The organism is Streptomyces sp. NPDC041108, from assembly GCF_055592645.1.
The window spans coordinates 373,063-393,332 of record NZ_JBVIYK010000008.1; the positions used below are offsets into that span (position 1 = coordinate 373,063).

Here is a 20,270-nt window from a genome sequence, read left to right on the forward strand (position 1 = left end):
GTTGGGGAGACCGATAAGAGGGTTGTTTTCCGTGTGGGCAGTGACGCTGGACCCCCAATGCGAGCGAACTCGGCGAAAAAGGGCAGCAAAACGCGTACTGATCGTGTAAAGGCAGAGTTCCCCGCGGGTTACCGACGGTCGGCCACGATCTTTCGGTACGGGTTCTGGGGGTTCCGGGCCCCGGGGGAATAGGTTTGGCGCCGACAACGGATCCGGCCGGATCCGACGGTCCGCGTGGGACGCGGTCTGGCGACGACCTTCTGGATGACCTTCTGATGGGGGCGGACATGTCAATGCCGAAAGGATCGAACACCGCGGTGCCGACGACCGCGCTGCGCGTGGAACTGGGCCGAAGCTCCGGACCCGGTGTGCCCGACACGGACGCCTCGGCGCTGCTGCTCGTCGGCGGGAAGGTGCGCTCGGACGCCGACTTCGTCTTCTACAACCAGCCCGCGCACTCCTCCGGCGCCGTCCGGCACGAGGGCAAGCGGGACGCTGGCGGCCAGGTGACCGAGTCGCTCGTCGTCGACCTCGCGCGCGTGGAGTCCGCCGTCGAGACCGTGGTCGTGGCCGCCTCGGCGGACGGCGGCACCTTCGGGCAGGTGCCCGGCCTGCACATCCGCGTGCTCGACGAACGGGCGGGCACCGAGATCGCCCGCTACGACAGCGCGGACGCCGGGGTCGAAACCGCCTTCGTGCTCGGGGAGTTCTACCGCCGGCAGGGCGCCTGGAAGTTCCGCGCCGTCGGCCAGGGGTACAGCAGCGGACTGGAGGGCCTCGCCACCGACTTCGGCATCACCGTGGACGAACCCCAGCAGCAGGCCGCGGCCCCCGCCCCCGTGGCCGCGCCCACGCCGACGGCCCCCACGCCCGTCGCTCCTCCGGTCACCGTGCCGCCGCCGGTGACCCACGCCCCGCCCCCGCCGCCCGCCCCTCCCGCGACGGCCCCCGCACCGGTCCGCCTCACCAAGGTGACGCTCACCAAGGAGGCCCCGGCGGTCTCTCTCACCAAGCAGGGCGGCACCTCCGGCGGGATGCGTGTGAACCTCAACTGGGAGGTGCGCAAGCAGTTCAAGGGGTGGGGCAGCAAGCTGGGCCGCGCCGTCGCCATGCACGCGGACCTCGACCTCGACCTGTGCGCCCTGTTCGAACTCTCCGACGGCAGCAAGGGCGTCGTCCAGGCGCTCGGCAACGCGTTCGGCTCCCTGCGCCAGCCGCCCTTCATCCACCTCGACGGCGACGACCGCACCGGCGCCGTCAGCAGCGGCGAGAACCTCACCATCAACCTCGACCACACGCAGCACTTCCGGCGCATCCTGATCTTCGTCACCATCTACGAGGGCGCCCGCTCCTTCGCCGACCTGCACGCGACGGTCACGCTCCAGCCGCAGCACGGCGCGCCCATCGACTTCTCCCTCGACGAATGCACCGTCCCCTCCACGGTCTGCGCGCTCGCCCTCATCACCAACCAGGGCGGCGACCTCATCGTCCAGCGCGAGGCCCGCTACCTGGTGCCCGAACGCGGAGTGAGCCCGCAGCGTACGGTCGACTACGCCTACGGGTGGGGGATGAACTGGACCCCCGGACGGAAGTAGCCGCGCTACCCCTCGTCGGGGACCGGCTCCGGGCGTGCGTAGGTGCGGCCCTTCCAGGCCGCACCGCGCCCCCGGTGGTGCCGCACCGCGGAATCCACCGTCATGAGCAGATACAGGAACGCGGTGAACGGCAGCAGCGGGGCGAGCCGGAGGGGCTGACCGTAGTGGCGGAGCATCGGCAGGTACGTCGCCGTCATCAGCAGCCAGGCGAGGCCGCCCAGGAGCGCCGTCGCCGGATCCCGGGCGAGCAGTCCCGCCAGGAGTGCGACGGGCGGCACGAGGTAGACCAGGGTGAGGCCGAGGACCGTGCCGGCCAGCAACAGCGGGCTGTGCAGCAGCTGGGAGTAGGCGCTGCGCGCGATCATGTGCCACAGGTCGCGCAGCCGGGGGTAGGGGCGCACGCTGTCGACCCGCTCCGCCAGCCCCAGCCAGATCCGGCCACCGCTCCTCTTCACCGCCCTCGCCAGGGCCACGTCGTCGATGACCGCCTGCCGGATCGCCTCCGGGATCCGCGCCCGCTCGGCGGCCTCGGTGCGCAGCAGCACACAGCCACCCGCCGCTGCTGCCGTGCGCGAACCCGGTACGCCGATCCACCGGAACGGATACAGCTGGGCGAAGAAGTAGACGAAGGCCGGCACGACGAGCCGCTCCCACGGGCTCTCGGCACGCAGCCGGGCCATCTGGGAGACCAGGTCGAAGCCGCCCGTGCGCGCGGCCGCCACCAGCGCGCGCAGGCTGTCCGGCCGGTGCGCGATGTCCGCGTCCGTCAGCAGCAGGAACTCCGGTTCCCGCGCGCGTGCCAGCTCGATCCCGTGCCGTACGGCCCACAGCTTGCCCGTCCAGCCCGGGGGCGGCTCCCCGGGGGAGGACACCGTCAGGGCCGGTCCGCCGTGCCGTCGGGCCAGGTCGCGGGCCAGCTCACCGGTGCCGTCCGAGCTGCCGTCGTCGACCAGGAAGATCTCCACCCTGCCGGGATAGTCCTGCGCCAGCAGCGACGGCAGGCTCTCGGGCAGCACGCCGGCCTCGTCGCGGGCGGGGACGACGACACAGACGTACGGCCAGTGGTCCGGATCCCGGCGCGGGGGCAGGCGCACATCGGTGCGCCAGAAGAAGCCCTGGCCGAGCAGCAGCCACAACCAGGCGGCGAGTGATCCGGCGGCGGTCCACGCGATGGCGCTCACGTGCGCAGTCTGCCCCACGGCGGCGGCCCCGCCGAGGCCATCGTCTATCGTGGCCGGGTGAAGATCGCGCTCATGGACTCCGGTATCGGTCTGCTTCCCGCCGCCGCCGCGGTACGGCGGCTGCGGCCCGACGCGGATCTGGTGATCTCCTCCGACCCAGACGGCATGCCCTGGGGCCCGCGCACGCCCCAGGACCTCACCGAGCGCGCCCTCGCCGTCGCGGCGGCGGCCGCCGCCCACGCGCCGGACGCCCTGATCGTCGGCTGCAACACCGCGTCCGTGCACGCCCTGCCCGCCCTGCGAGCGCTCCTCGAACCCGGTCTGCCGGTCATCGGGACCGTCCCGGCGATCAAGCCCGCCGCGTCCGGTGGCGGCCCCTTCACCATCTGGGCCACACCCGCCACCACCGGCAGCCCCTACCAGCGCGGCCTGATCGAGGAGTTCGCCGACGGCGTCGCGGTCACCGAAGTGCCCTGCTGGGGGCTGGCCGAAGCGGTGGAGCACGCGGACGACGCGGCGATCGACGCCGCGATCGCCGCGGCCGCCGCCCTCACCCCCGCGGACGTCACGACCGTCGTCCTCGGCTGCACCCACTACGAACTGGTCGCCGAGCGTATCCGCGCGGCCGTCCAGCAGCCCGGCCGCCCGCCTCTCGTGCTGCACGGTTCCGCCGGCGCCGTGGCCGCCCAGGCGCTGCGCCGCATCGGTGAGCTGCCCAAGCCCGAGGCCGACTGGACCGGGGCGACGCTGACCGTCATCCTCAGCGGCCGCGAGGGGGCGCTGCCCGCCCCGGCGCTGGCCTACGCGGAGGGCTCCCTGCTCCGGACGACCGCTCCCGTACCGGCCGTCCACCCGGAGCAGTGACGCTCCGCGACCAGGTGCCCGCGCTGCGGAATCTGAGTAGTCTCAGAGCCATGAGGGACCACCCCCACGGCGAGACGGGTACCCCTGAGGGCCCGGGCTCCGAGGTCTGGACCGGCCGCGCGACCAACCGCGGTCAATGGCTGCTGGCGCTCGGCGGCGCCGCGTTCATGGCACTGGGTATCGAACTGGCGGTCGACTCCGCGTGGACGTCCGGTACGGCTCCGCTCGTCATGGCGGTCGTCGGCTGCATCGCGGCCGGACTGCTCGTCCTCTTCGGCACCCTCGCGTTCGTCCATGTCTCGGTGCGGGTCGACGACGAGTGCCTGGAGGTCCGCTGCGGCCACATCGGCGTACCCCGTCGCCGTATCCCGCTGTCCCAGGTCGCCGACGCCGACTTCGCCGCCTGCGTCACTCCCCACCAGTGGGGCGGCTGGGGCTATCGCTGGCGGCCCGAGAAGGGCACCGCCGTCGTCGTACGACGGGGGGAGGCCGTGGTGCTGCGCCTCTGGGACGGCCACACGTTCACGATCACCGTGGACAACGCGGAAACGGCCGTCCGTGTCATCCGCGCCCGGCTGAGCCCGAGGGCGTCCGGCGCCGCACGCTGACGACCTGCCGCTCCGCGGGCACCCCTGTGTTCTAGCGGTCCCCGGGGCCGGGCCCCGGGCCGCCGTCGTCCTCGTCCGTCAGGGGCCGGGCCGTCGCCATGCCCGCCAGCAGCCCCGCGCCCGCCGTCACCGTCGTGAAGCTCAGCGCGTTGCCGACGGAGGCGATCGCGGCCAGCGCGGTCAGGGCCGCGCCGGCGGTGAGGACGACCGGAGTGGAACGCGGGGCCCGCCACAGCACGTACAGGATCCAGCCGAACACGGCGGCGAGCAGGGCGACCCCGACGAGCCCCTGCTCGGCCGCCAGCTGCAACGGAGCCGAGTGGGGCCGGTCGTCGGACGGCAGCGACAGGGCGACCGTCGGGCTCAGCTCCCCGAAACGGCCCGGCCCCGTACCCAGCAGCGGCTCGTCGTGGGCCAGGCCGAGCGCGTCGTGCCACAGCAGCACCCGGTGCGGGGTGAGCTGCCCCTCCAGCGAGTCGGTCAGTCCGGACGGCAGCGCGTCCTCGGCGATCGCCCAGACCGTCGCCGTCACCAGGACCGTGCCGGCCGCGAGCCCCGCCAGCCCCAGGCCACGGTGCCGCATCCGGTCCGACGCGAGCGAGCACAACAGCACTGCGACGCACGCGGCGACACCGGTGGTGGACCCGAGCACCGCCGCCGTCACCGCGATGCCGCCGGCCAGCAGCCGCAGGGCCAGCCGCGGCCCGGGGGACGGCGTCGCCCAGGCGGCACAGCAGGCGGCGCCCGCGGACAGGGCCATGAGCGCGGCGGTCGCCCCGGTGTGCCCGAGCGGCGAGATCAGCGGCGAGCCCGCCACGGTGTGCGGTGCCGTGACCGCCAGACCGAATCCGGCCAGCGCCGCGGCGGACGGTGCCAGCACCGGCAGCAGCGCCCCGCAGATCCGGCCCGTCGCATAGCCGGCCGCCACGGCGAGCACCGCGAGCAGCACCCCCTCGGGACGGCCGCCCCGCACCGCCGCCGTGGTGAGCGACCAGGCCGCGCACGCCCCGAGCAGCAGCACACCCGTCACATCGGAGACGTTCCGTCTCTCGCGTGCGGCCGGCGCACCGGCCGCGGACCGCGTCCTCGTGGACCCCAACCCGTCGCCCCCCGACGCCTCTCGCCTGTGCCGGGCCTCGACCGCCCGGACTCCGTCCGGCCGCACGTCAGAGGCTCGCGGACACCGTAACGGGTGATGCGCCGGTTTGTGGACGAGTTGCGCAGGAACGTTGCGGCTGGGGTGCGACAAAAGCCTCACGCCGGACGCCCGGGCCGCGCTGTCGGCGCCGGGGTGACGCGCCGTACACTCCCCGAGTGACCGTCACCGCCACTCCCGTAGACGAGCCGGAACAGCTCGAACCCCAGGCCACGCCCGTCTCCCGGGTGTCCCGATGGGCCGCCCGGCTCCTTCCGGCCGCCGCCGCGGCGCTCTCCGGGGTGCTGCTCTACGTCAGCTTCCCGCCCCGGACCCTGTGGTGGCTGGCCCTGCCGGCCTTCGCCGTCCTCGGCTGGGTGCTGCGCGGACGCGGCTGGAAGGCGGGGCTCGGTCTCGGCTATCTCTTCGGCCTCGGATTCCTGCTTCCGCTGCTGGTGTGGACCGGCGTGGAGGTGGGCCCCGGGCCGTGGCTCGCGCTCGTCCTGATCGAGGCGGTGTTCGTGGCGCTCGTCGGCGCGGGCGTCGCCGTCGTCTCGAAGCTGCCGGGCTGGCCCGTGTGGGCCGCCGCGGTGTGGGTCGCCGGTGAGGCGGCACGCGCGCGTGCCCCGTTCCACGGCTTCCCCTGGGGCAAGATCGCCTTCGGTCAGGCGGACGGCGTCTTCCTGCCGCTGGCCGCGCTCGGCGGCACACCCGTGCTGGGCTTCGCGGTCGTGCTGTGCGGCTTCGGACTCTGCGAGGCGGTGCGGCTGCTCGTCGCGAACCGCCGCACCGGCGAGGCCGTACGGCGGGGCACCGCCGCCGTGGCCGCGCTCTCCGTGGCCGTCCCCCTGGCCGGCGCCCTCGCGTCCCGGGCCCTGGTGAGCGACGAGGCCGAGGACGGCACGGCGACCGTGGCGGTCATCCAGGGCAACGTGCCGCGCCTGGGGCTCGACTTCAACGCCCAGCGGCGGGCCGTGCTCGACCACCACGCCAAGGAGACCGAGCGGCTGGCCGCCGACGTCCGGGCGGGCAAGGTCGCCAGGCCCGACTTCGTGCTCTGGCCGGAGAACTCCTCCGACATCGACCCCTTCGCCAACGCCGACGCCCGCGCGGTGATCGAGCGGGCGGCCACCGCCATCGGTGCCCCCATCTCCGTCGGGGGTGTCGTCGAGCGGGACGGAAGGCTCTACAACGAGCAGATCCTCTGGGACCCGGAGAAGGGCCCCGTCGACACCTACGACAAGCGGCAGATCCAGCCGTTCGGCGAGTACCTCCCGCTGCGGTCGCTCATCGGAGCCATCAACAGCGAGTGGACCTCCATGGTCCGCAAGGACTTCAGCCGGGGCACCGAACCGGGTGTCTTCACCATGCACGGCGCCGAGGTCGGCCTCGTCACCTGCTACGAGGCGGCCTTCGACTGGGCCGTGCGCTCCGAGGTCACCGACGGCGCCCAGCTGATCTCGGTGCCGAGCAACAACGCGACCTTCGACCGCAGCGAGATGACCTACCAGCAGCTCGCCATGTCCCGGGTCCGTGCCGTCGAGCACAGCCGCACCGTCACCGTGCCGGTGACCAGCGGCGTCAGCGCGATCATCATGCCGGACGGCAGGATCACCCAGAAGACGGGCATGTTCGTCCCGGACTCGCTGGTCCAGAAGGTGCCGCTGCGCTCCTCGCAGACGCCCGCCACCCGGTTCGGCATCGCGCCCGAGATGCTTCTGGTGCTGGTCGCGGCCGGTGGACTCGGCTGGGCGATCGGAGCCGGTGTGCGCGGGAGGCGCGCCGGTGGCGTGTAGCCGTACGCCGCGCGTGCGCGTGCCGGAACGGCGGGGGTGAGGGAACCGGCCCGTTAGGGTCGGCTCCATGGCTACCCCTGACTTCATCCGCACACTCCGTGCTTCCGCCGGCAACCAGCTGCTCTGGCTCCCCGGAGTCACCGCCCTCGTCTTCGACGACGAGGGCAGAGTGCTGCTGGGCCGCCGGTCCGACACCGGCAGGTGGGCGCTGATCGGCGGCATCCCGGACCCGGGGGAGCAGCCGGCGGCCTGCGCCGTGCGGGAGGTCTACGAGGAGACGGCGGTGCGGTGCGTGGCCGAACGGATCGTCCTCGTCCAAGCGCTGGACCCGGTGCGGTACGACAACGGTGACGTCTGCCAGTACATGGACACCACGTTCTACTGCCGGGCCGTCGGCGGCGAGGCACGGGTCAACGACGACGAGTCGCTGGACGTCGGCTGGTTCTCGCTGGACGCCCTGCCGGACCTCAACGAGTTCGCGCTGTTCCGGATCAAGCAGGCGATGTCCGAGACGGTCACGTGGTTCGACCCCACGATCTGATGCCCGGCCACCGGCCCGGCCCCCTGCGGGCGGGTGCAGGAGGCCGGGCCGGTGACGTCCTCGACGTCCCCGGTGCTCTCGTCGCTCTCGTCGCTCTCGGTGCCGGAGGGATCCGTGGCCCGGCGCTGGCCACGGTCAGGCGGCGGGGCGTACGAAGACCGGCTTGAGGTGCTTCTCCGGGAGCGCGTCCGGGAGTTGCTCCCAGTCGAGGACGTGGGAGACGACCCGGGCGGGGTCCACCTTTCCGGAGCGAGCCAGTTCGAGAGCGTCCGGGAGGTGGGCCCGGACGTTGTCGCGAGCGATCCGCAGGGTGACGCCGGTGAGGTACATGTCCAGCAGGGGCAGTTCACCCGGCCGGAAATGATTGCCGGCCGACTCGCACACCCCCTCCGGGGCCAGGGACCTGACCGCCAGCGCCAGCTGGTCGACCCGTCCGGTGGCCTCGACGGCGAGGTCGAAGCCGTGCGGTACGGGCTCGAACACCTCCGCGGTACGGGCGCCGAAGCCCTCGGCGAGCGCCCGGTGTCCGGGGTCGGGGTCGACGTACAGCACGTCCGAGGCGCCGAGCGCGCGGGCGATGTCGCACACGTACAGACCGATGCTGCCCCGCGCGACGACCAGGACGCGGGCGCCGGGCCGGTTCCTGAGGTGGGGGGCGACCAGCCGCCAGGAAAGGGACCAGTTGTCGCTCGCCGAGGCCATGGCGACCGGGTCCAGGCCGGCGGGCAGGGGCACCAGCATGGCCTCCGCGTACGGCACCCGGACCAGGTCGGAGAAGAGCCCGCCCCAACTGCCGCCGATCGGCGCCCCGTACATGGCCATGTGCGGTACGGCCGTGCAGTGCGCGGTGAGTCCGGCCCGGCAGTGGTCGCAAGTGCCGCAGTTGACGGACCAGGGGACCACCACCAGGTCGCCGGGGGCCACGGTGGTGACGGCGTCGCCGGTCTCGACGACCCGTGCCACACACTCGTGACCGAGGGCGAAGGGCGGGTCGATGAAGCCGTGGCCGGCGAGGATCGCGGAGTCCACGTCGCACGAGGTGGCGGCGACCGGGGCGACGATCGCCTCCCGGTCGGACCGGAGCACGGGGTCGGGGGCCTCACGCCACTCCACGGTGTGGCGGGCCACGTAGGTCAGTTCACGCACCTTCCCGCTGCTCCCTCGCCAGCGCGACGAGGTCGGCGAAGCGGATGACGGCGCCGCCCGCGCCCCAGGTGCCCTCGGGCTGGTCGTTCACCAGCACCCAGACACGCATGGCGTGGTCCTGGGAGAGTCCGGCGGCCTCCAGGACGGTCTTGGTGGCCTCCTCGACCAGCCCGGCCCTGCGCTCGTCGGACAGTGCCCCCTGGGGGACCGTCACCTCCACGAGGAAGCGCGGCTCGTCGTCCTCGGCCGTGGTCTGCGCCCCCTCGGGCAGCTCGATCAGGTAGCTCCACGCCTGGGCGCGGAAGAACGGCGCGTCGGGCGCGCGCTCCCAGCGCAGCAGTACGGCGGCCAGCTCGCGCTGGACGCTCGCGCGGCCCTTCTCGGTCAGCGAACCGGTGGGGGCGGTGAGCCGGATCATCGGCATGGCGGGTTCCTTTCGGAGTGTGTCGACGTGGGGCGTGGGGGCGGTGCGGCGCTGCGGGCGACTGCATCCGAGCGGTCCATGACGAACGTTATAGACGGAGGTCACGCTAGACTATGACGAGCGACATAACCAGAGGGGACTACGATCTTGACGCACGGCGGCTCGCCGTCCCGTGAGCGCATCGTCGCCGGGGCGGCCGACCTGATCAGCAGACGCGGGCTGCATGCCGCGAGCATCCGCAATCTCGCCAAGCACGCCAAGGCGCCGCTCGGTTCTACGTACCACTACTTCCCCGAGGGCAAGGCGCAACTGGCCACCGAGGCCGTGCGATACGCGGAGACGGCCATCGCCCGTGCCCTGGGCAAGGCGCTGAAGGACGGGCCCGTCCACGGGGTCCGTGCCTTCCTGGCCCTGTGGCGCGGCATCGTCGTCGACAGCGAGTTCCGGGTCGGCTGCCCCATCCTCGCCGTGTCCGTCGAGGAGCCGCCGGACGGCGAGATCCCCGCGGCCCTCAGTGCCGCCGCCGCCGCGTTCGACGGCTGGGAGCGCCTGCTCGCCGACGCGCTGTGCGACCACGGCGTCGACCCGGAGCGGGCGGCCGCCCTCGGTGCCCTCGTCGTGGCCTCCGTCGAGGGCGCCACCGCCATGTGCCGTGCCAAGCGCAGCGCCCGGCCGCTGGATCAGGTGGGGGAGCAGTTGGTGGCGCTGATCGCCGGGGCTGTCGAGAGCCGGGGCTGAGGCCGGCGGAGGTGACCGGGTGGGGTCCGGGCTTCGCCGCCGAGGGCTCTGCCGTGTCGGGTGGGAGCGGTGAGTCGGCCCTGTCGTGATCCGTGCGGGCTCGGGCGACGTCGTCGCCCTCGACGTGCCGAGTGGCGACGTGTCGACGTACGGATGTACCGATGTATCGATGTATCGACGTGTCGCGAACGCTGATCCGTGCCCGCGGCGCCGTGGAGGGGCTGTTGGGCGGACTCGCCCCGGCGGGGGCACCGGCGCCCGGCTCGCCGCCCGGTCGAAGGGCTCGGTCCGCGAGGCGGGCCGGGTCGGTGCCGGCCGCCCGATGGAGCGCACGGCGCTGCCCCCGACGACCGTCGTGCCGTTCCGATACGGCTCCCCACGCGGTCCCCGACGCCGTCTGCGCCAACCCGCGCGGTGGTGAGTGGGGGTTCACCCCCGGCGTGCTCCCCGGGTCCGCCGGCCCGCCCCGAGGTGGGTCGGCGGACCTCGGCCGTGGGCTCAGGCCCCGACGGCCCCGCGGATCGCCGCGGCCTTCTCCTCGGTGAACACGCCGCTGTCGAGGAGGGAGAGAACGGACAGGACGCCGCCGCCGGAGCCCCAGCTGCCCTCGTCGACGACCCGGAAGGTGACCCACCACGTCGGCGAGGGCTCGGGGACCCCGCAGGCCGCGGCCATCGCGGCCAGGACGCGCTCGATGACCTCCGCCCTGACCTCCCGGCGCCAGTCGCCGTCCATCACCGTGACGTCGATCACCATGGTGTCGGCCGGCTGCTCACCGTCCGCCAGGAGCCGGCCGCCGATCGCGGCCATGTCCCTCGCCCGCTCCGTGAAGTGGACCTGGAAGCCGGCCCGCGCGGCCGGGGCGAACTGTCCGACCTCGGGCACCAGCACGGCGTCCGTCAGGGTCTCGGCCAGCGTCCGGCGCTGGTCGAGGCTCAGTCGGCCCTGCACGGTGTTGACGGTGACGACGGTCATGCCTGCCTCCTATGACGAGTGTTATAGAGGACCGTACACCGCCTCGATCGGTGCTCCGGTGGGGCAGGGTGGCGGGCGGGTGTTCGTTCCGGCCCGGGAGGCGCGGTAAGGTCGCCCTAAGTGGACATCTGTCCGTCAGTGCCGGGCGTGCGTCAGGAAGGGCGGGCGAGTGGTGTCGGCGAGTGAGGTGCCGCAGCGGTCCGACGCGCAACGCAATCGCGAGCGCATCCTGAAGGTCGCGCTGGCCGAGCTGGCGCGGTCCGCCGACGTCCCGCTCAGCACCATCGCCAAGAAGGCGGGTGTGGGGCAGGGCACCTTCTACCGCAACTTTCCCAGCCGCGAGGCGCTCGTCCTGGAGGTCCACCGCCAAGAGGTGCAGCAACTCGTCGACGGGGCGGCCGAGTTGCTCCGGACCCTTGAGCCCGACCGGGCGCTGCGCGCGTGGCTGGACCACCTCGCCCGCTACGCCACCGCCAAGGCCGGACTGGCCGACGCGCTGCGCCGGGCCACCGCCGCGACGGGTGCCCCGGCGAAACCCGGCTCCTCGCTCCTGGTCGCCGCGATCGAACGCCTGTTGACGGCCAACCACGACGCCGGAACCATCCGCCCGGACGTGACGGCCGACGACCTCGTCCTCGCCATCGCCGGCGTCTGGCAGCTCGACCCCCAGGGCGACTGGGAGCCCCGCGCCGCCCGCCTCTTCGACCTCGTCATGCGCGGCCTGCGTACGGGGGCGCCCTCCCGGAGGTGAGGCGTCCGCGCGTGCCGCACTCGTGGTGCGGCACCTCCGCGATGGTCGGCCGGGCCGTGCGACGGGCCGGGACGTACGCGCCGCCTCCTCGTCCGCGCCGGGGACACCACCGTCCTCGGCTCGGTCCACGCCCGCGACGCCCTGGTCGCCCGGACGAAGGGCCGCGCCGTCACGGCACGGACCCTCGCCCGGCCCGTACCGGAACTGCCGGACGACGCGACCGTGGCCGACGCGATCGACGTCCTGCGCCGGCACCGTGCCACCCTCGCCGTCGTCCACGACGACTCGGGGCGCCTGGTCACCCTGGACGACCTCTTGGCGCGCTACCTGCAACCCCGGGCGGCCTGAGGGCCGCCCTCGGCGCACCCCATGTCGACCGTGCTGTAGAAGTCTCCTGGAGCGTGATCGTTCCAACGGCCCCGCCGGCCGCCCCGGCCGGCGGGACGTCGCGCTGCGCGAAGGAGCAGGTACAGCAGGATGACCGACCCGCACGACCGTACGACCATGGGCCGGCGGACCCTCCGCCGGGAGCTCGCGGAACGGGCCCGCGCCGTCACGGAGGCCCGCTGGTTCGGCGTCACCGTGTTCGCCCTGATCCTCGCCAACGCGGCGCTGCTGGGCGTGGAGACGTACAGCGCGCTGGTGGCGGGCTGGGGCATGTGGTTACGCCTCGCCGAGCACGCCTTCCTGGTCGCGTTCACCGCGGAGATACTCGTGCGTGCCTGTGCGCACGCCGACCGCCCCCGTGACTTCCTGCGCGACCCGTGGAACCTGTTCGACCTGGCCGTCGTGGCCTCCGCCTTCCTCCCCTTCGCCCGCGACAACGGCACCGTCCTGCGGCTGCTGCGCCTGGCCCGCGTCCTGCGCACCGCCCGCTTCCTGCCCCAGTTGCGCGTCTTCATGGTCGCCGTGGGCCGCAGCCTGCCCGGCACCTTCAGCTTCCTTCTCGTCGGCGCCCTGCTGCTGTACGTCTACGCCATGGTCGGCTGGGTGTTCTTCGCCGAGCACGACCCCGAACACTTCGGCTCCCTCGGCCGGGCCGTCCTCACCCTCTTCCTCCTCATGACCCTGGACGGCCTCGGCGACGCCGTCCGCGCCGGCCTGGAGATCTCCCGCTGGAGCATCGTCTACTACGCCTCCTACGTCCTCTTCGCCTCCTTCGTGCTCGTCAACGTCCTCATCGGCGTCGTCATCAGCTCCCTCGACGAGGCCCGTGAGATGGAACGGGAAGAGGAGGAGAGGGCCCGTGCGCAGGCGGAGCGTACGCGTGCCCAGGCGGAACCCGTCGGCGGGCAGGGGGAGTCGCTCCGTACGCCGAGCCCGGCGCGCCCGGCCGCCGAGGGGCACACCTCCGAGGAGGGTGAACTCCTCGCCCGCATCCTTGCCGCCCGGCAGGCCCTCGATGCTCTCGAATCCAGCCTCCAGCGGCACCGTCCGTCCATCCCGCACCAGCCGGCGGGGGAACCGGTGCCGGAGCCGTCGGGCCGGGTCTGAGCGACGCGCCCGCCCCGGTCGGGGGAGACCGGGGCAGGCACGGCGGTCGGGGCGGCCCGCGGTCAGGTGCCGGAGGCCGCCGGCTGCCAGGTGGCCTGGACCAGGGCGCGTTCGGTGGCGGCCAGATACACCGCGGTGGCGAGCCAGGCGCGGGCGTAGGGGGCCGGGTCGGGATCGGTGACGCGGCCGAAGACGTCCCGGGAGCGACGGTCGGCCTCCGCGGTGAGCGCGCTCGACAGGTCGGCTGCCGCGTGGAAACCGCTGCGCCGCAGGGCCGCACCCGCTCCGTTCCGGTCGCCGTCCCGGGCCGGCTCGGCGACCGCGCGGCGGCCCCCGGAGACGGCGACCTCGACCAGCCGGCGTACCCGCCACAGCGGGGCCTCGGCCAGCGGGTCGGCCGGGACGCCGACCAGGCCCTCCGGGGCGGGCAGGGCGTCCGGCGGTGGGAAGTGCGCGCCCTGGAGGCGGTCGTACCCCAGGTCGGCGTGGCCCTGCCAGTCGTCCGGCAGCCGCAGCGTGGCCTCCGTGTCCGGTGCCGGGCCGACCGCCAGGGGGCGCAGCGTGGCGGCGCGGTCGGGTTCGAGCCGGCCGAGCACACGCAGCCGCAGGCCGGGCCGGGTGGCGAGCCGGCGGAAGTTGGCGGTGTGCGCGAGGTCCGGGTGGCCGTTCGCCGGAGTCAGCCGGACGAGCAGCCCGTCCCCGGTCGAGGCCCCGGCCGGCGACACCTCGCGGGCGAGCAGATGATCGCCCGCCGCCCCGACAAGGACCAGGTCGCAGCCGATCAGCCGGCGGGCCGTCTGCTCGGCCTGTTCCGGATCGGTTCCGGGGGCGACCGCGAGCCGTTCGGCGACCGCCTCGGCCAGGGGGCGGGCGAAGAGGGCGGCGAGCGGTCCCGACGTCCAGGACAGGCCGGTGAGCGGGGTGGCCCGCACGCCCTTGCCGGAGCCGAGGCGGCCGTCCGGGGAGAGCGTGGCGCCGGAGATCAGCAGGCCGCCGCGGGAGAGCCGGGCGTGGTCGAGGGTGCCGGAGCCGAGAGCGACGGTGGCCGTGCCGGCGCCCCGGGCGCGCGCCGGGCCGCCCGGTCTGACGTCGGCGATCGACAACCAGTCCCCCTCGTCGGAGACGAGGTGGGTGACGACACCGCCGTAGCCGGTGGCCGAGATCACCGGCTCCCGGCACACACCGTGCACCCGCAGGCTGCCGCCCGGCCGGTAGGCGCGGCGGGCGGTGCCGACGAGGGCCGGATCCGGGTCCGCCGCCGACAGCAGGCCGGTGGTGAGCAGCAGTTCGCGCACGTTGGCGACGAGGTCGGCCAACCGGTGGCTCTCGTGCCGGGCGCGCGCGCCGCGCAGGCCGCGCACCACCCGCAGGGCGGCCGCCTCGGCGCGGTGCAGCCCCGCGAGCCGCGCGGTGTGCGCGGCCCGCAGCAGCTCCGCCTGCGGCACCGCGCCCGCGGCCGGGACCCCGGCGGCGAGCACGGCCGCGGTGGCGGCCCAGAGTCCGGCCGCGGCGGCGGTCTGGGCCGGGGTGGGGGGCGTGGGTCGGGCGACGGGGAGGGCCGCCGCCGCGGGGGTGTGGGGCGTTCCCGTGGTGCCGGTGCCGGTGCCGGTGCGGGTGCCTGTGGCGGTGGCGCTGTCGTCCGCTGTGGAGCCGCCGGGGTCGGTGCAGCCGGTAGGCCCGGTGGCTCCGGGGCCGGTCGGGCCGCCCGCATCGGTGACCGCGCCGGCGGTGTCCCCGCCCGTGCCGCCGCCCTCGGCCTCGGTGTCGGCCACCGGGCAGGCGCTCAGCACCGCGGCCCGGTGCAGGCAGCGGGGGGCGAGCAGACAGCTGCACACCGCCCGCTCGGCGTCGGTCACCGCGCCGGACGGCCCGGGAGTGAGCGTCACCTCGGCGTCCTCGCCGCACCGGACGCGCAGGGCAGAGCCGTCGGCCGTGACGGGCAGGGCCGCGTACGTCTCGATCGCGGCGTCCAGCTTCTTGCGCAGCCGTGAGGTCAGACTCTCGACGGCGGCGGCCACCACATCGGGTGCCGCCGGGGGCAGTTCGGCGTTCATCGGGTCTCTCCGCGGAGCCGGTCGCCCACCCAGCGGGCGAGGGCGAGGGGACTGAGGGCGGCGACCGGCATCCCGGCCGCGACGAGCTGCTGGGCGACCGGCACCGAGTAGCGCGGGGTGCCGGTGTCGTCCAGGGCGGCGCAGCCCATCAGATGCACCCCGGAACCCGCGAGGGCCCGTACCTCGCCGAGCAGCCCGCCCAGCGGGTAGCCCTCCTCGAAGTCGCTCACCACCACCACCAGGGTCCGGCTGGGCACGGTCACCAGGGAACGGGCGTGGGCCAGCCCCGCCGCGATATGGGTGCCGCCACCGACCCGTACCTCCAGCAGCAGCGACAACGGGTCGTCGACCCGGTCGGTCAGATCGATCACGTCGGTCGAGAAGGCCAGGAAGTGCGTCGACAGCGTGGGCACACCGCCCAGCACGGCCGCGGTCAGCGCCGACCAGATGACCGAGGCCTCCATGGACCCCGACACGTCGACGACGAGGATCAGCCGCCAGTCCGCCTCCTTGCGGGACCGGGTGCTGAACACCGGCCGCTCCGGCACCACCACGGTCCGGCCGTCCGCCGTCCGGCGCGTGTGGGCCAGGTTCGCCCGCAGGGTGCGCGGCAGGTCGAGCCGGCCGCCGGGGCGGCGGGTCGGGCGCGGGGTGGCCAGACCCGTGAGCGCGGGCCGCATACGGGTGGCGAGCTCCTTCGCCAGCTCGTCGACCAGACGCCGGACCAGCGGGCGCAGCCGGGCCAGTTGCTGCTCCGGCATCCCTCCGGCGAGGGACAGCACCGAGGTGAGCAGGTCGACCGAAGGACGGACGGCCTTGGGGTCAAGCTCGGCCAGGACGTCCGTACGGCCCTGGTCGGCGGCCCGTGCCAGCACCTCCTCGCGGACCTCCGCGCCGAACAGCGCGTCCAGCTCCTCGGCCCACTCCCGGGCCGTGGGGAACGACGTGTCCTGACCGCCGGCCCGGCCCCGGCCGCCCTCCCGTCCCAGATCCGAGGAACCCTCGCCCCGGCCGGTGCCGTACAGCTCGTCCAGGGCGTGCGCGTAACGGCGGGCACCCTGCGGCAGCTTCTCGCTCTCCCGGCCGAGGAGCAGCCGCCAGCGGTCGGCGGGGGTGAGGTGGAGGAGGCCGGGCGCCTCGCGGGCGGGCACCTCGGCCGCGGCGATCCCGGTGGCCCCGGGGCCGGCGGGGGTACTCGGTCCCGTAGGGGCGACGGGGGGCTCCGGGACGGTGTGCGTGTCCGGGGTGATGTGCGTGTCCGGGGTGGTGGCGTCGGCCACGTCCTCGGGTCGCCCCACCGGGGCCGTGCGGGTCGGCAGCCGCAGCCGGTCGACGGCCGCCAGGCCCGCCCCGTCGGCCGCCGTCCACAGCGCGAGGAGTGCCGGTGAGGCGCTGAGCGACAGGTCCAGCCGGTCGCCGAGGCGTTCGGTCACGGTGTCGAGAAGACGGTCGCGGCCGGCCGGGGTGAGCGTGTCGAAACCGCCGCGAAGAGCGGGCAGCCGGTCCAGGAACGCCTGGTCGGTGAGCGTGTCGACACGGTCGAGCAGCGGGTCCAGCGCGGTCGGCGCGGACTGCAGGAGCGGGGCCGCGCCGCTGAGCAGGCCGCTGAGGCGACGGGCCAGTGCGAGGCGGCCGTCGGGGCCGGTGGCCGTGTCGATCCAGCCCGCGGCACGTGCCCCGAGAGTGTCGGCGGCGTCGAGGTCGAGCAGGACGCGGGCGGCCAGCGCCGCGCCCTGGACCAGCGGGGAGCCGGTGCGGGCGAGGGTGGCCAGGGCGTCGTCCATGCGCAGACCGAGGCGGTGTTCACCGGCCCGCGAGGCGAGGGCGACGAGCGCGGCCGCGTCCTCCGGCTGGTCGCTGCCCGCGAGGCCCGGCAGCGCGCGGACGGCTGCCTCCAGGAGGTCGACGGCCAGTTCGGCCGCCGACAGCCTGCCCTCGGCGGTGGTGCCGGGCAGATGGCCCCGGCGCAGCGCCTCCAACAGGTCGAGCGCTTCGAGGAGTTCGGGGAGCGTGGCCGCCGCCGGGAGCACGGCGGCGGCGTCGGCCAGACGGTCGGCGACCAGCGCGGGCAGGTCGCAGCGGGCCGCCGCGCGGAGCCCGGCTAGCACCAGGGCACAGGTGGGCCCGCCGTCCGCCGACTCCCGGCGGAAGGTCTCCCGCAGCGTGCCCTCGGCGGCCAGGGCCGCGGTCACGCCCCGTATCCCGGCCAGGTCCAGCCGTACGGGAACCGCGGGCGTCCAGGACAGCCGCCACCGGGTGGTGAGCGCCGTGCCGTCGCCCGTGCCGGCCACCTCCACGGCCTCGCCGTAGCCCGCGCCGCACACCGCGAGGCGCTGGAGCAGCGTCTCGCGGCGGCTGTCGAGCGCCGAACGGAGCGGGTCCAGGCGCAGTTCGCGCGAGGCGGGGTCGTCCGGGCCGGGCAGCCGCAGCGCGGCCAGCTCCGCCTCCACCGACGGACCGAGGCCGGACCGGGGGGTGCCCGGAGCGATCCGCCCCCGGTCGGTGCCGACCAGGACCACTTCGAGTGCCCGGGCGAGGGCCCGGCCCCGGCCGAGCGGCTCGCCCTGGCCCATGACGGTCGTCAGCGCCTCCAGGACCTCGCCCCGGCCGGGGGCGGTCAGCCCCCGGAGGCTGGCCAGGTCGCACGCCATCCGCAGGGTCTCGGTGGCCTCCCCGGTGCCCGCGGTGTGCCCGGCGGCGCGCAGCTCCCGGCACACGTCGGTGATCGCCCGTGCGGCGGCGTCCCGCAGCAGCCCTGGCTCGCCGCCGGCCGTGAACACCGCCTGCTGCCAGCGCGGGTCCCGGATGCCGGCCGGGTACCCGGAACGGGAGTCCAGCAGGTCGAAGGCGTAAGGGACGAGCGAGGTGACGACGGACGGGTGCTCAGCGACGAACCCCGTGCCCCGGGCCCGGCCGGCGGCGCCGGCCGTACGTGTGACCGGCGCCCCGCTCTCGCCCTCGGCGGGGCCGGTCGCGGACGGGTCCGTGAGGGCCGGGGCGTGGAAGGCGCCGATCACTGCCGCGACCCGGCGGCCTCCCGCCGCCGCGCGGGCGATGGTGTCCCGCATGTGCGTCTCGCGGGCCAGGTCGACCGACGGCACGCCGCCCGACGACTCGGCATCGCGACGCAGCGCCCACCCCACGCCGAGAGCGGCACGGCGGATCGCCTCGGGGGCGCAGCCGGGGGCGAGCACCTCCACGCACCGGTCCCACAGGTCGTCGCCGTCGCGCCCCGTGCCGGCGGCGGTGAGCGCGGCCGCGAACGCGGTGGGCGGGGCGAGGGGAGCGGCGGCCTCGGCGACCGCGCTCCGCGTGTCGGCGGCCGGAACGGGGCCGTGCGCCGGCGTGGCGGGACCGTCCGCCAGGTCGTCCATGGGGCCGTCCGCCGGTCCGTTCGTGGGCGGTGCCGGGAGGTCCGGGCCCGGACCGGTGGCTTCCGTGCTCCACGCCGGATCCGCCATCGGCAGGTCGCAGCAGATCACCTCCACGCCCCGCTCACGCGCCCAGCGGAGCGCGGCGAGTTCGGGGGAGAAGTCGGCGAACGGGTAGAAGCCGAGCCGTCCGCCCTCGCTCGCCCCGGCGAGCGCGACCGGTGCCACGGTGCCGGGGGCGGCGAGATGGGGGAGCCAGTGCTGGAAGTCGGCCGGCAGCTCCACGCACACCACCTCGGCGCCCGAGGAGTCCAGCAGGGCGGGTACGGCCGCGGCGAGGGCCGGGCTGTGGTGCCGTACCCCGAGCAGGTACGGCGCGGCGGAGTCGGCGAGGGCCGTGACGGCCGCCCGCGGGTCCTGAGCGGTCGTCACCGAAGGTTCTCCCGCAGGTCCCACAGGCGGCGCCACATCGCCGAGCCGTCCTCGGCGCGGCGCCGCACCGGACCGTCCCAGTAGCCGAGCAGCCGGGCGTGGTCGGCCGGGTCGTCCTTGCGGACCACACCCAGCAGATGCCCGGGGACGAGGTCGAGGGCGTCCCCGCCGGGCAGATACGCGGCGGCCACCCCGAGCGAGGCCGCGACCTGCACGGCCTCGGCGGTGGACATCACCGTGCCGGGACGCTCCACGTCCCAGCCCTCCGCGGAGCGCCCTTCACGCAGATCGCGGAAGACGGTCACCAGCACGTCGAGCACGGCGTCGTCCACACCGAAGGCGGCGCCCGCCCGCTGGACCGCCGCCTCCGCCTGCCGACGGACGAGGGCCGTCTCGGCGTCCACGTCGGCGATCGGGTGCACGGTCTCGAAGTTGAAGCGCCGCTTGAGCGCCGCCGACATCTCCGAGACACCCCGGTCGCGCAGGTTGGCCGTGGCGATGACGGTGAACCCGGGCGCGGCCGGGACCTGGGCGTCGTCCGTGCCGGACAGCTCGGGCACGCTCACCCGGCGGTCGGACAGGATCGACACCAGGGCGTCCTGCACCTCGGGCAGGCAGCGGGTGATCTCCTCGACCCGCGCCACCCGCCCCGAGCGCATGGCGCCGAGCACCGGCGAGTCGACCAGCGCCTGCGGGGTCGGACCCTGGGCGAGCAGCAGGGCGTAGTTCCAGCCGTAGCGGAAGGCGTCCTCGGTGGTGCCCGCGGTGCCCTGCACGGTCAGCGCGCTGGTGCCGCACACGGCGGCCGACAGCAGCTCGGAGAGCATCGACTTGGCCGTACCGGGCTCGCCGACCAGCAGCAGGCCCCGTTCACCGGCGAGAGTGACCACGCACCGCTCGACCAGGGCGCGTTCGCCGACGAACTTGGGCGCGATCACCAGCTTGTCGGGCAGCGTCTCGTGCGGCTTGGCCGGCTTCAGCGCGTCGCCGCCGCTGCCGCAGACGAAGGTGACCACGGAACGCGGGGTCAGACGCCAGCCGGGCGGGCGGGGGCCCTGGTCATGGGCGGCGAGGAAGTCGAGTTCGGTGGCGTGGCGCTCCTCGGCGGGCAGGGTCTGCCGGGCCGGGAGGGCCGTCGCCGTGTCGGTCGGGGTCATGGATGTCC

The 20,270-nt window shown here is 74.9% G+C and carries 16 protein-coding genes and 1 pseudogene; 9 read left to right on the top strand and 8 right to left on the bottom strand.

The annotated features are described in order from the left end of the window. The first annotated feature begins 287 nt into the window (after window positions 1-287). A complete protein-coding gene (locus ACZ6BB_RS24430; RefSeq protein WP_471617284.1) occupies window positions 288-1,595 on the top strand; it encodes a TerD family protein in 1,308 nt (435 codons plus the stop codon). Between the two features lie 5 nt (window positions 1,596-1,600). Here the strand turns inward: ACZ6BB_RS24430 and ACZ6BB_RS24435 are convergent, their stop codons facing one another. Further along, window positions 1,601-2,776, bottom strand: a complete 1,176-nt coding sequence (locus ACZ6BB_RS24435) for a glycosyltransferase (RefSeq protein ID WP_471617285.1) — start codon at window positions 2,774-2,776, stop codon at window positions 1,601-1,603. A 57-nt stretch (window positions 2,777-2,833) separates the two neighbouring features. Here ACZ6BB_RS24435 and ACZ6BB_RS24440 point away from each other — a divergent pair, with 57 nt between their 5' ends. Beyond that, window positions 2,834-3,640, top strand: a complete 807-nt coding sequence (locus ACZ6BB_RS24440; RefSeq protein WP_471617353.1) for a glutamate racemase — start codon at window positions 2,834-2,836, stop codon at window positions 3,638-3,640. Window positions 3,641-3,690: 50 nt separating this feature from the next. Continuing rightward, complete coding sequence (locus ACZ6BB_RS24445; RefSeq protein ID WP_471617286.1) at window positions 3,691-4,248, top strand: hypothetical protein; 558 nt, start codon at window positions 3,691-3,693, stop codon at window positions 4,246-4,248. Window positions 4,249-4,279: 31 nt separating this feature from the next. Here the strand turns inward: ACZ6BB_RS24445 and ACZ6BB_RS24450 are convergent, their stop codons facing one another. Then, complete coding sequence (locus ACZ6BB_RS24450) at window positions 4,280-5,269, bottom strand: O-antigen ligase family protein (RefSeq protein ID WP_471617354.1); 990 nt, start codon at window positions 5,267-5,269, stop codon at window positions 4,280-4,282. A 293-nt stretch (window positions 5,270-5,562) separates the two neighbouring features. Here ACZ6BB_RS24450 and lnt point away from each other — a divergent pair, with 293 nt between their 5' ends. Both lnt and ACZ6BB_RS24460 read left to right on the top strand, forming a co-directional pair. After that, window positions 5,563-7,179: an apolipoprotein N-acyltransferase gene (gene lnt / locus ACZ6BB_RS24455; RefSeq protein WP_471617287.1), complete on the top strand. Its 1,617-nt coding sequence runs from the start codon at window positions 5,563-5,565 to the stop codon at window positions 7,177-7,179. Between the two features lie 67 nt (window positions 7,180-7,246). Next, complete coding sequence (locus ACZ6BB_RS24460) at window positions 7,247-7,720, top strand: NUDIX hydrolase (RefSeq protein ID WP_471617288.1); 474 nt, start codon at window positions 7,247-7,249, stop codon at window positions 7,718-7,720. 135 nt (window positions 7,721-7,855) lie between these two features. On the opposite strand, the gene ACZ6BB_RS24465 is transcribed toward ACZ6BB_RS24460, so the two are convergent. Both ACZ6BB_RS24465 and ACZ6BB_RS24470 read right to left on the bottom strand, forming a co-directional pair. Continuing rightward, on the bottom strand, window positions 7,856-8,866 hold the full coding sequence (locus ACZ6BB_RS24465) for a zinc-dependent alcohol dehydrogenase (protein ID WP_471617289.1): 1,011 nt from the start codon (window positions 8,864-8,866) through the stop codon (window positions 7,856-7,858). Then, complete coding sequence (locus ACZ6BB_RS24470) at window positions 8,859-9,290, bottom strand: tautomerase family protein (protein WP_471617290.1); 432 nt, start codon at window positions 9,288-9,290, stop codon at window positions 8,859-8,861. Before ACZ6BB_RS24470 ends, ACZ6BB_RS24465 begins: the two co-directional genes overlap by 8 nt. A gap of 147 nt (window positions 9,291-9,437) precedes the next feature. Between ACZ6BB_RS24470 and ACZ6BB_RS24475 the strand changes: the two genes are divergently transcribed. Next, window positions 9,438-10,028, top strand: a complete 591-nt coding sequence (locus tag ACZ6BB_RS24475) for a TetR/AcrR family transcriptional regulator (RefSeq protein ID WP_471617291.1) — start codon at window positions 9,438-9,440, stop codon at window positions 10,026-10,028. A gap of 498 nt (window positions 10,029-10,526) precedes the next feature. Here ACZ6BB_RS24475 and ACZ6BB_RS24480 read toward each other — a convergent pair whose 3' ends face one another. Next, on the bottom strand, window positions 10,527-11,003 hold the full coding sequence (locus ACZ6BB_RS24480; RefSeq protein ID WP_471617292.1) for a tautomerase family protein: 477 nt from the start codon (window positions 11,001-11,003) through the stop codon (window positions 10,527-10,529). A 169-nt stretch (window positions 11,004-11,172) separates the two neighbouring features. Here ACZ6BB_RS24480 and ACZ6BB_RS24485 point away from each other — a divergent pair, with 169 nt between their 5' ends. The 3 genes and pseudogenes from ACZ6BB_RS24485 (at window position 11,173) to ACZ6BB_RS24495 (ending at window position 13,248) form a co-directional block, all read left to right on the top strand. Continuing rightward, complete coding sequence (locus tag ACZ6BB_RS24485; RefSeq protein WP_471617293.1) at window positions 11,173-11,754, top strand: TetR/AcrR family transcriptional regulator; 582 nt, start codon at window positions 11,173-11,175, stop codon at window positions 11,752-11,754. A gap of 81 nt (window positions 11,755-11,835) precedes the next feature. Next, a pseudogene (locus ACZ6BB_RS24490) lies at window positions 11,836-12,102 on the top strand (CBS domain-containing protein); the annotation flags it as partial. Between the two features lie 129 nt (window positions 12,103-12,231). Then, on the top strand, window positions 12,232-13,248 hold the full coding sequence (locus ACZ6BB_RS24495; RefSeq protein WP_471617294.1) for an ion transporter: 1,017 nt from the start codon (window positions 12,232-12,234) through the stop codon (window positions 13,246-13,248). A gap of 62 nt (window positions 13,249-13,310) precedes the next feature. On the opposite strand, the gene ACZ6BB_RS24500 is transcribed toward ACZ6BB_RS24495, so the two are convergent. From ACZ6BB_RS24500 to ACZ6BB_RS24510, 3 genes are read right to left on the bottom strand one after another with little or no spacing between them, the layout of a single operon-like run. Further along, complete coding sequence (locus ACZ6BB_RS24500) at window positions 13,311-15,302, bottom strand: hypothetical protein (RefSeq protein WP_471617295.1); 1,992 nt, start codon at window positions 15,300-15,302, stop codon at window positions 13,311-13,313. Beyond that, on the bottom strand, window positions 15,299-19,105 hold the full coding sequence (locus tag ACZ6BB_RS24505; protein WP_471617296.1) for a vWA domain-containing protein: 3,807 nt from the start codon (window positions 19,103-19,105) through the stop codon (window positions 15,299-15,301). The genes ACZ6BB_RS24500 and ACZ6BB_RS24505 overlap by 4 nt, the downstream gene beginning before the upstream one ends. Continuing rightward, complete coding sequence (locus ACZ6BB_RS24510) at window positions 19,102-20,262, bottom strand: ATP-binding protein (RefSeq protein ID WP_471617297.1); 1,161 nt, start codon at window positions 20,260-20,262, stop codon at window positions 19,102-19,104. Before ACZ6BB_RS24510 ends, ACZ6BB_RS24505 begins: the two co-directional genes overlap by 4 nt. Window positions 20,263-20,270 lie beyond the last annotated feature (8 nt).

Coding starts and splice junctions, on each gene's coding strand:
- ACZ6BB_RS24430 (WP_471617284.1), top strand. CDS start 288: ATGTCAATGCCGAAAGGATCGAACACCGCGGTGCCGACGACCGCGCTG.
- ACZ6BB_RS24445 (WP_471617286.1), top strand. CDS start 3,691: ATGAGGGACCACCCCCACGGCGAGACGGGTACCCCTGAGGGCCCGGGC.
- ACZ6BB_RS24460 (WP_471617288.1), top strand. CDS start 7,247: ATGGCTACCCCTGACTTCATCCGCACACTCCGTGCTTCCGCCGGCAAC.
- ACZ6BB_RS24470 (WP_471617290.1), bottom strand. CDS start 9,290: ATGCCGATGATCCGGCTCACCGCCCCCACCGGTTCGCTGACCGAGAAG.
- ACZ6BB_RS24480 (WP_471617292.1), bottom strand. CDS start 11,003: ATGACCGTCGTCACCGTCAACACCGTGCAGGGCCGACTGAGCCTCGAC.
- ACZ6BB_RS24495 (WP_471617294.1), top strand. CDS start 12,232: ATGACCGACCCGCACGACCGTACGACCATGGGCCGGCGGACCCTCCGC.
- ACZ6BB_RS24500 (WP_471617295.1), bottom strand. CDS start 15,302: ATGAACGCCGAACTGCCCCCGGCGGCACCCGATGTGGTGGCCGCCGCC.
- ACZ6BB_RS24510 (WP_471617297.1), bottom strand. CDS start 20,262: ATGACCCCGACCGACACGGCGACGGCCCTCCCGGCCCGGCAGACCCTG.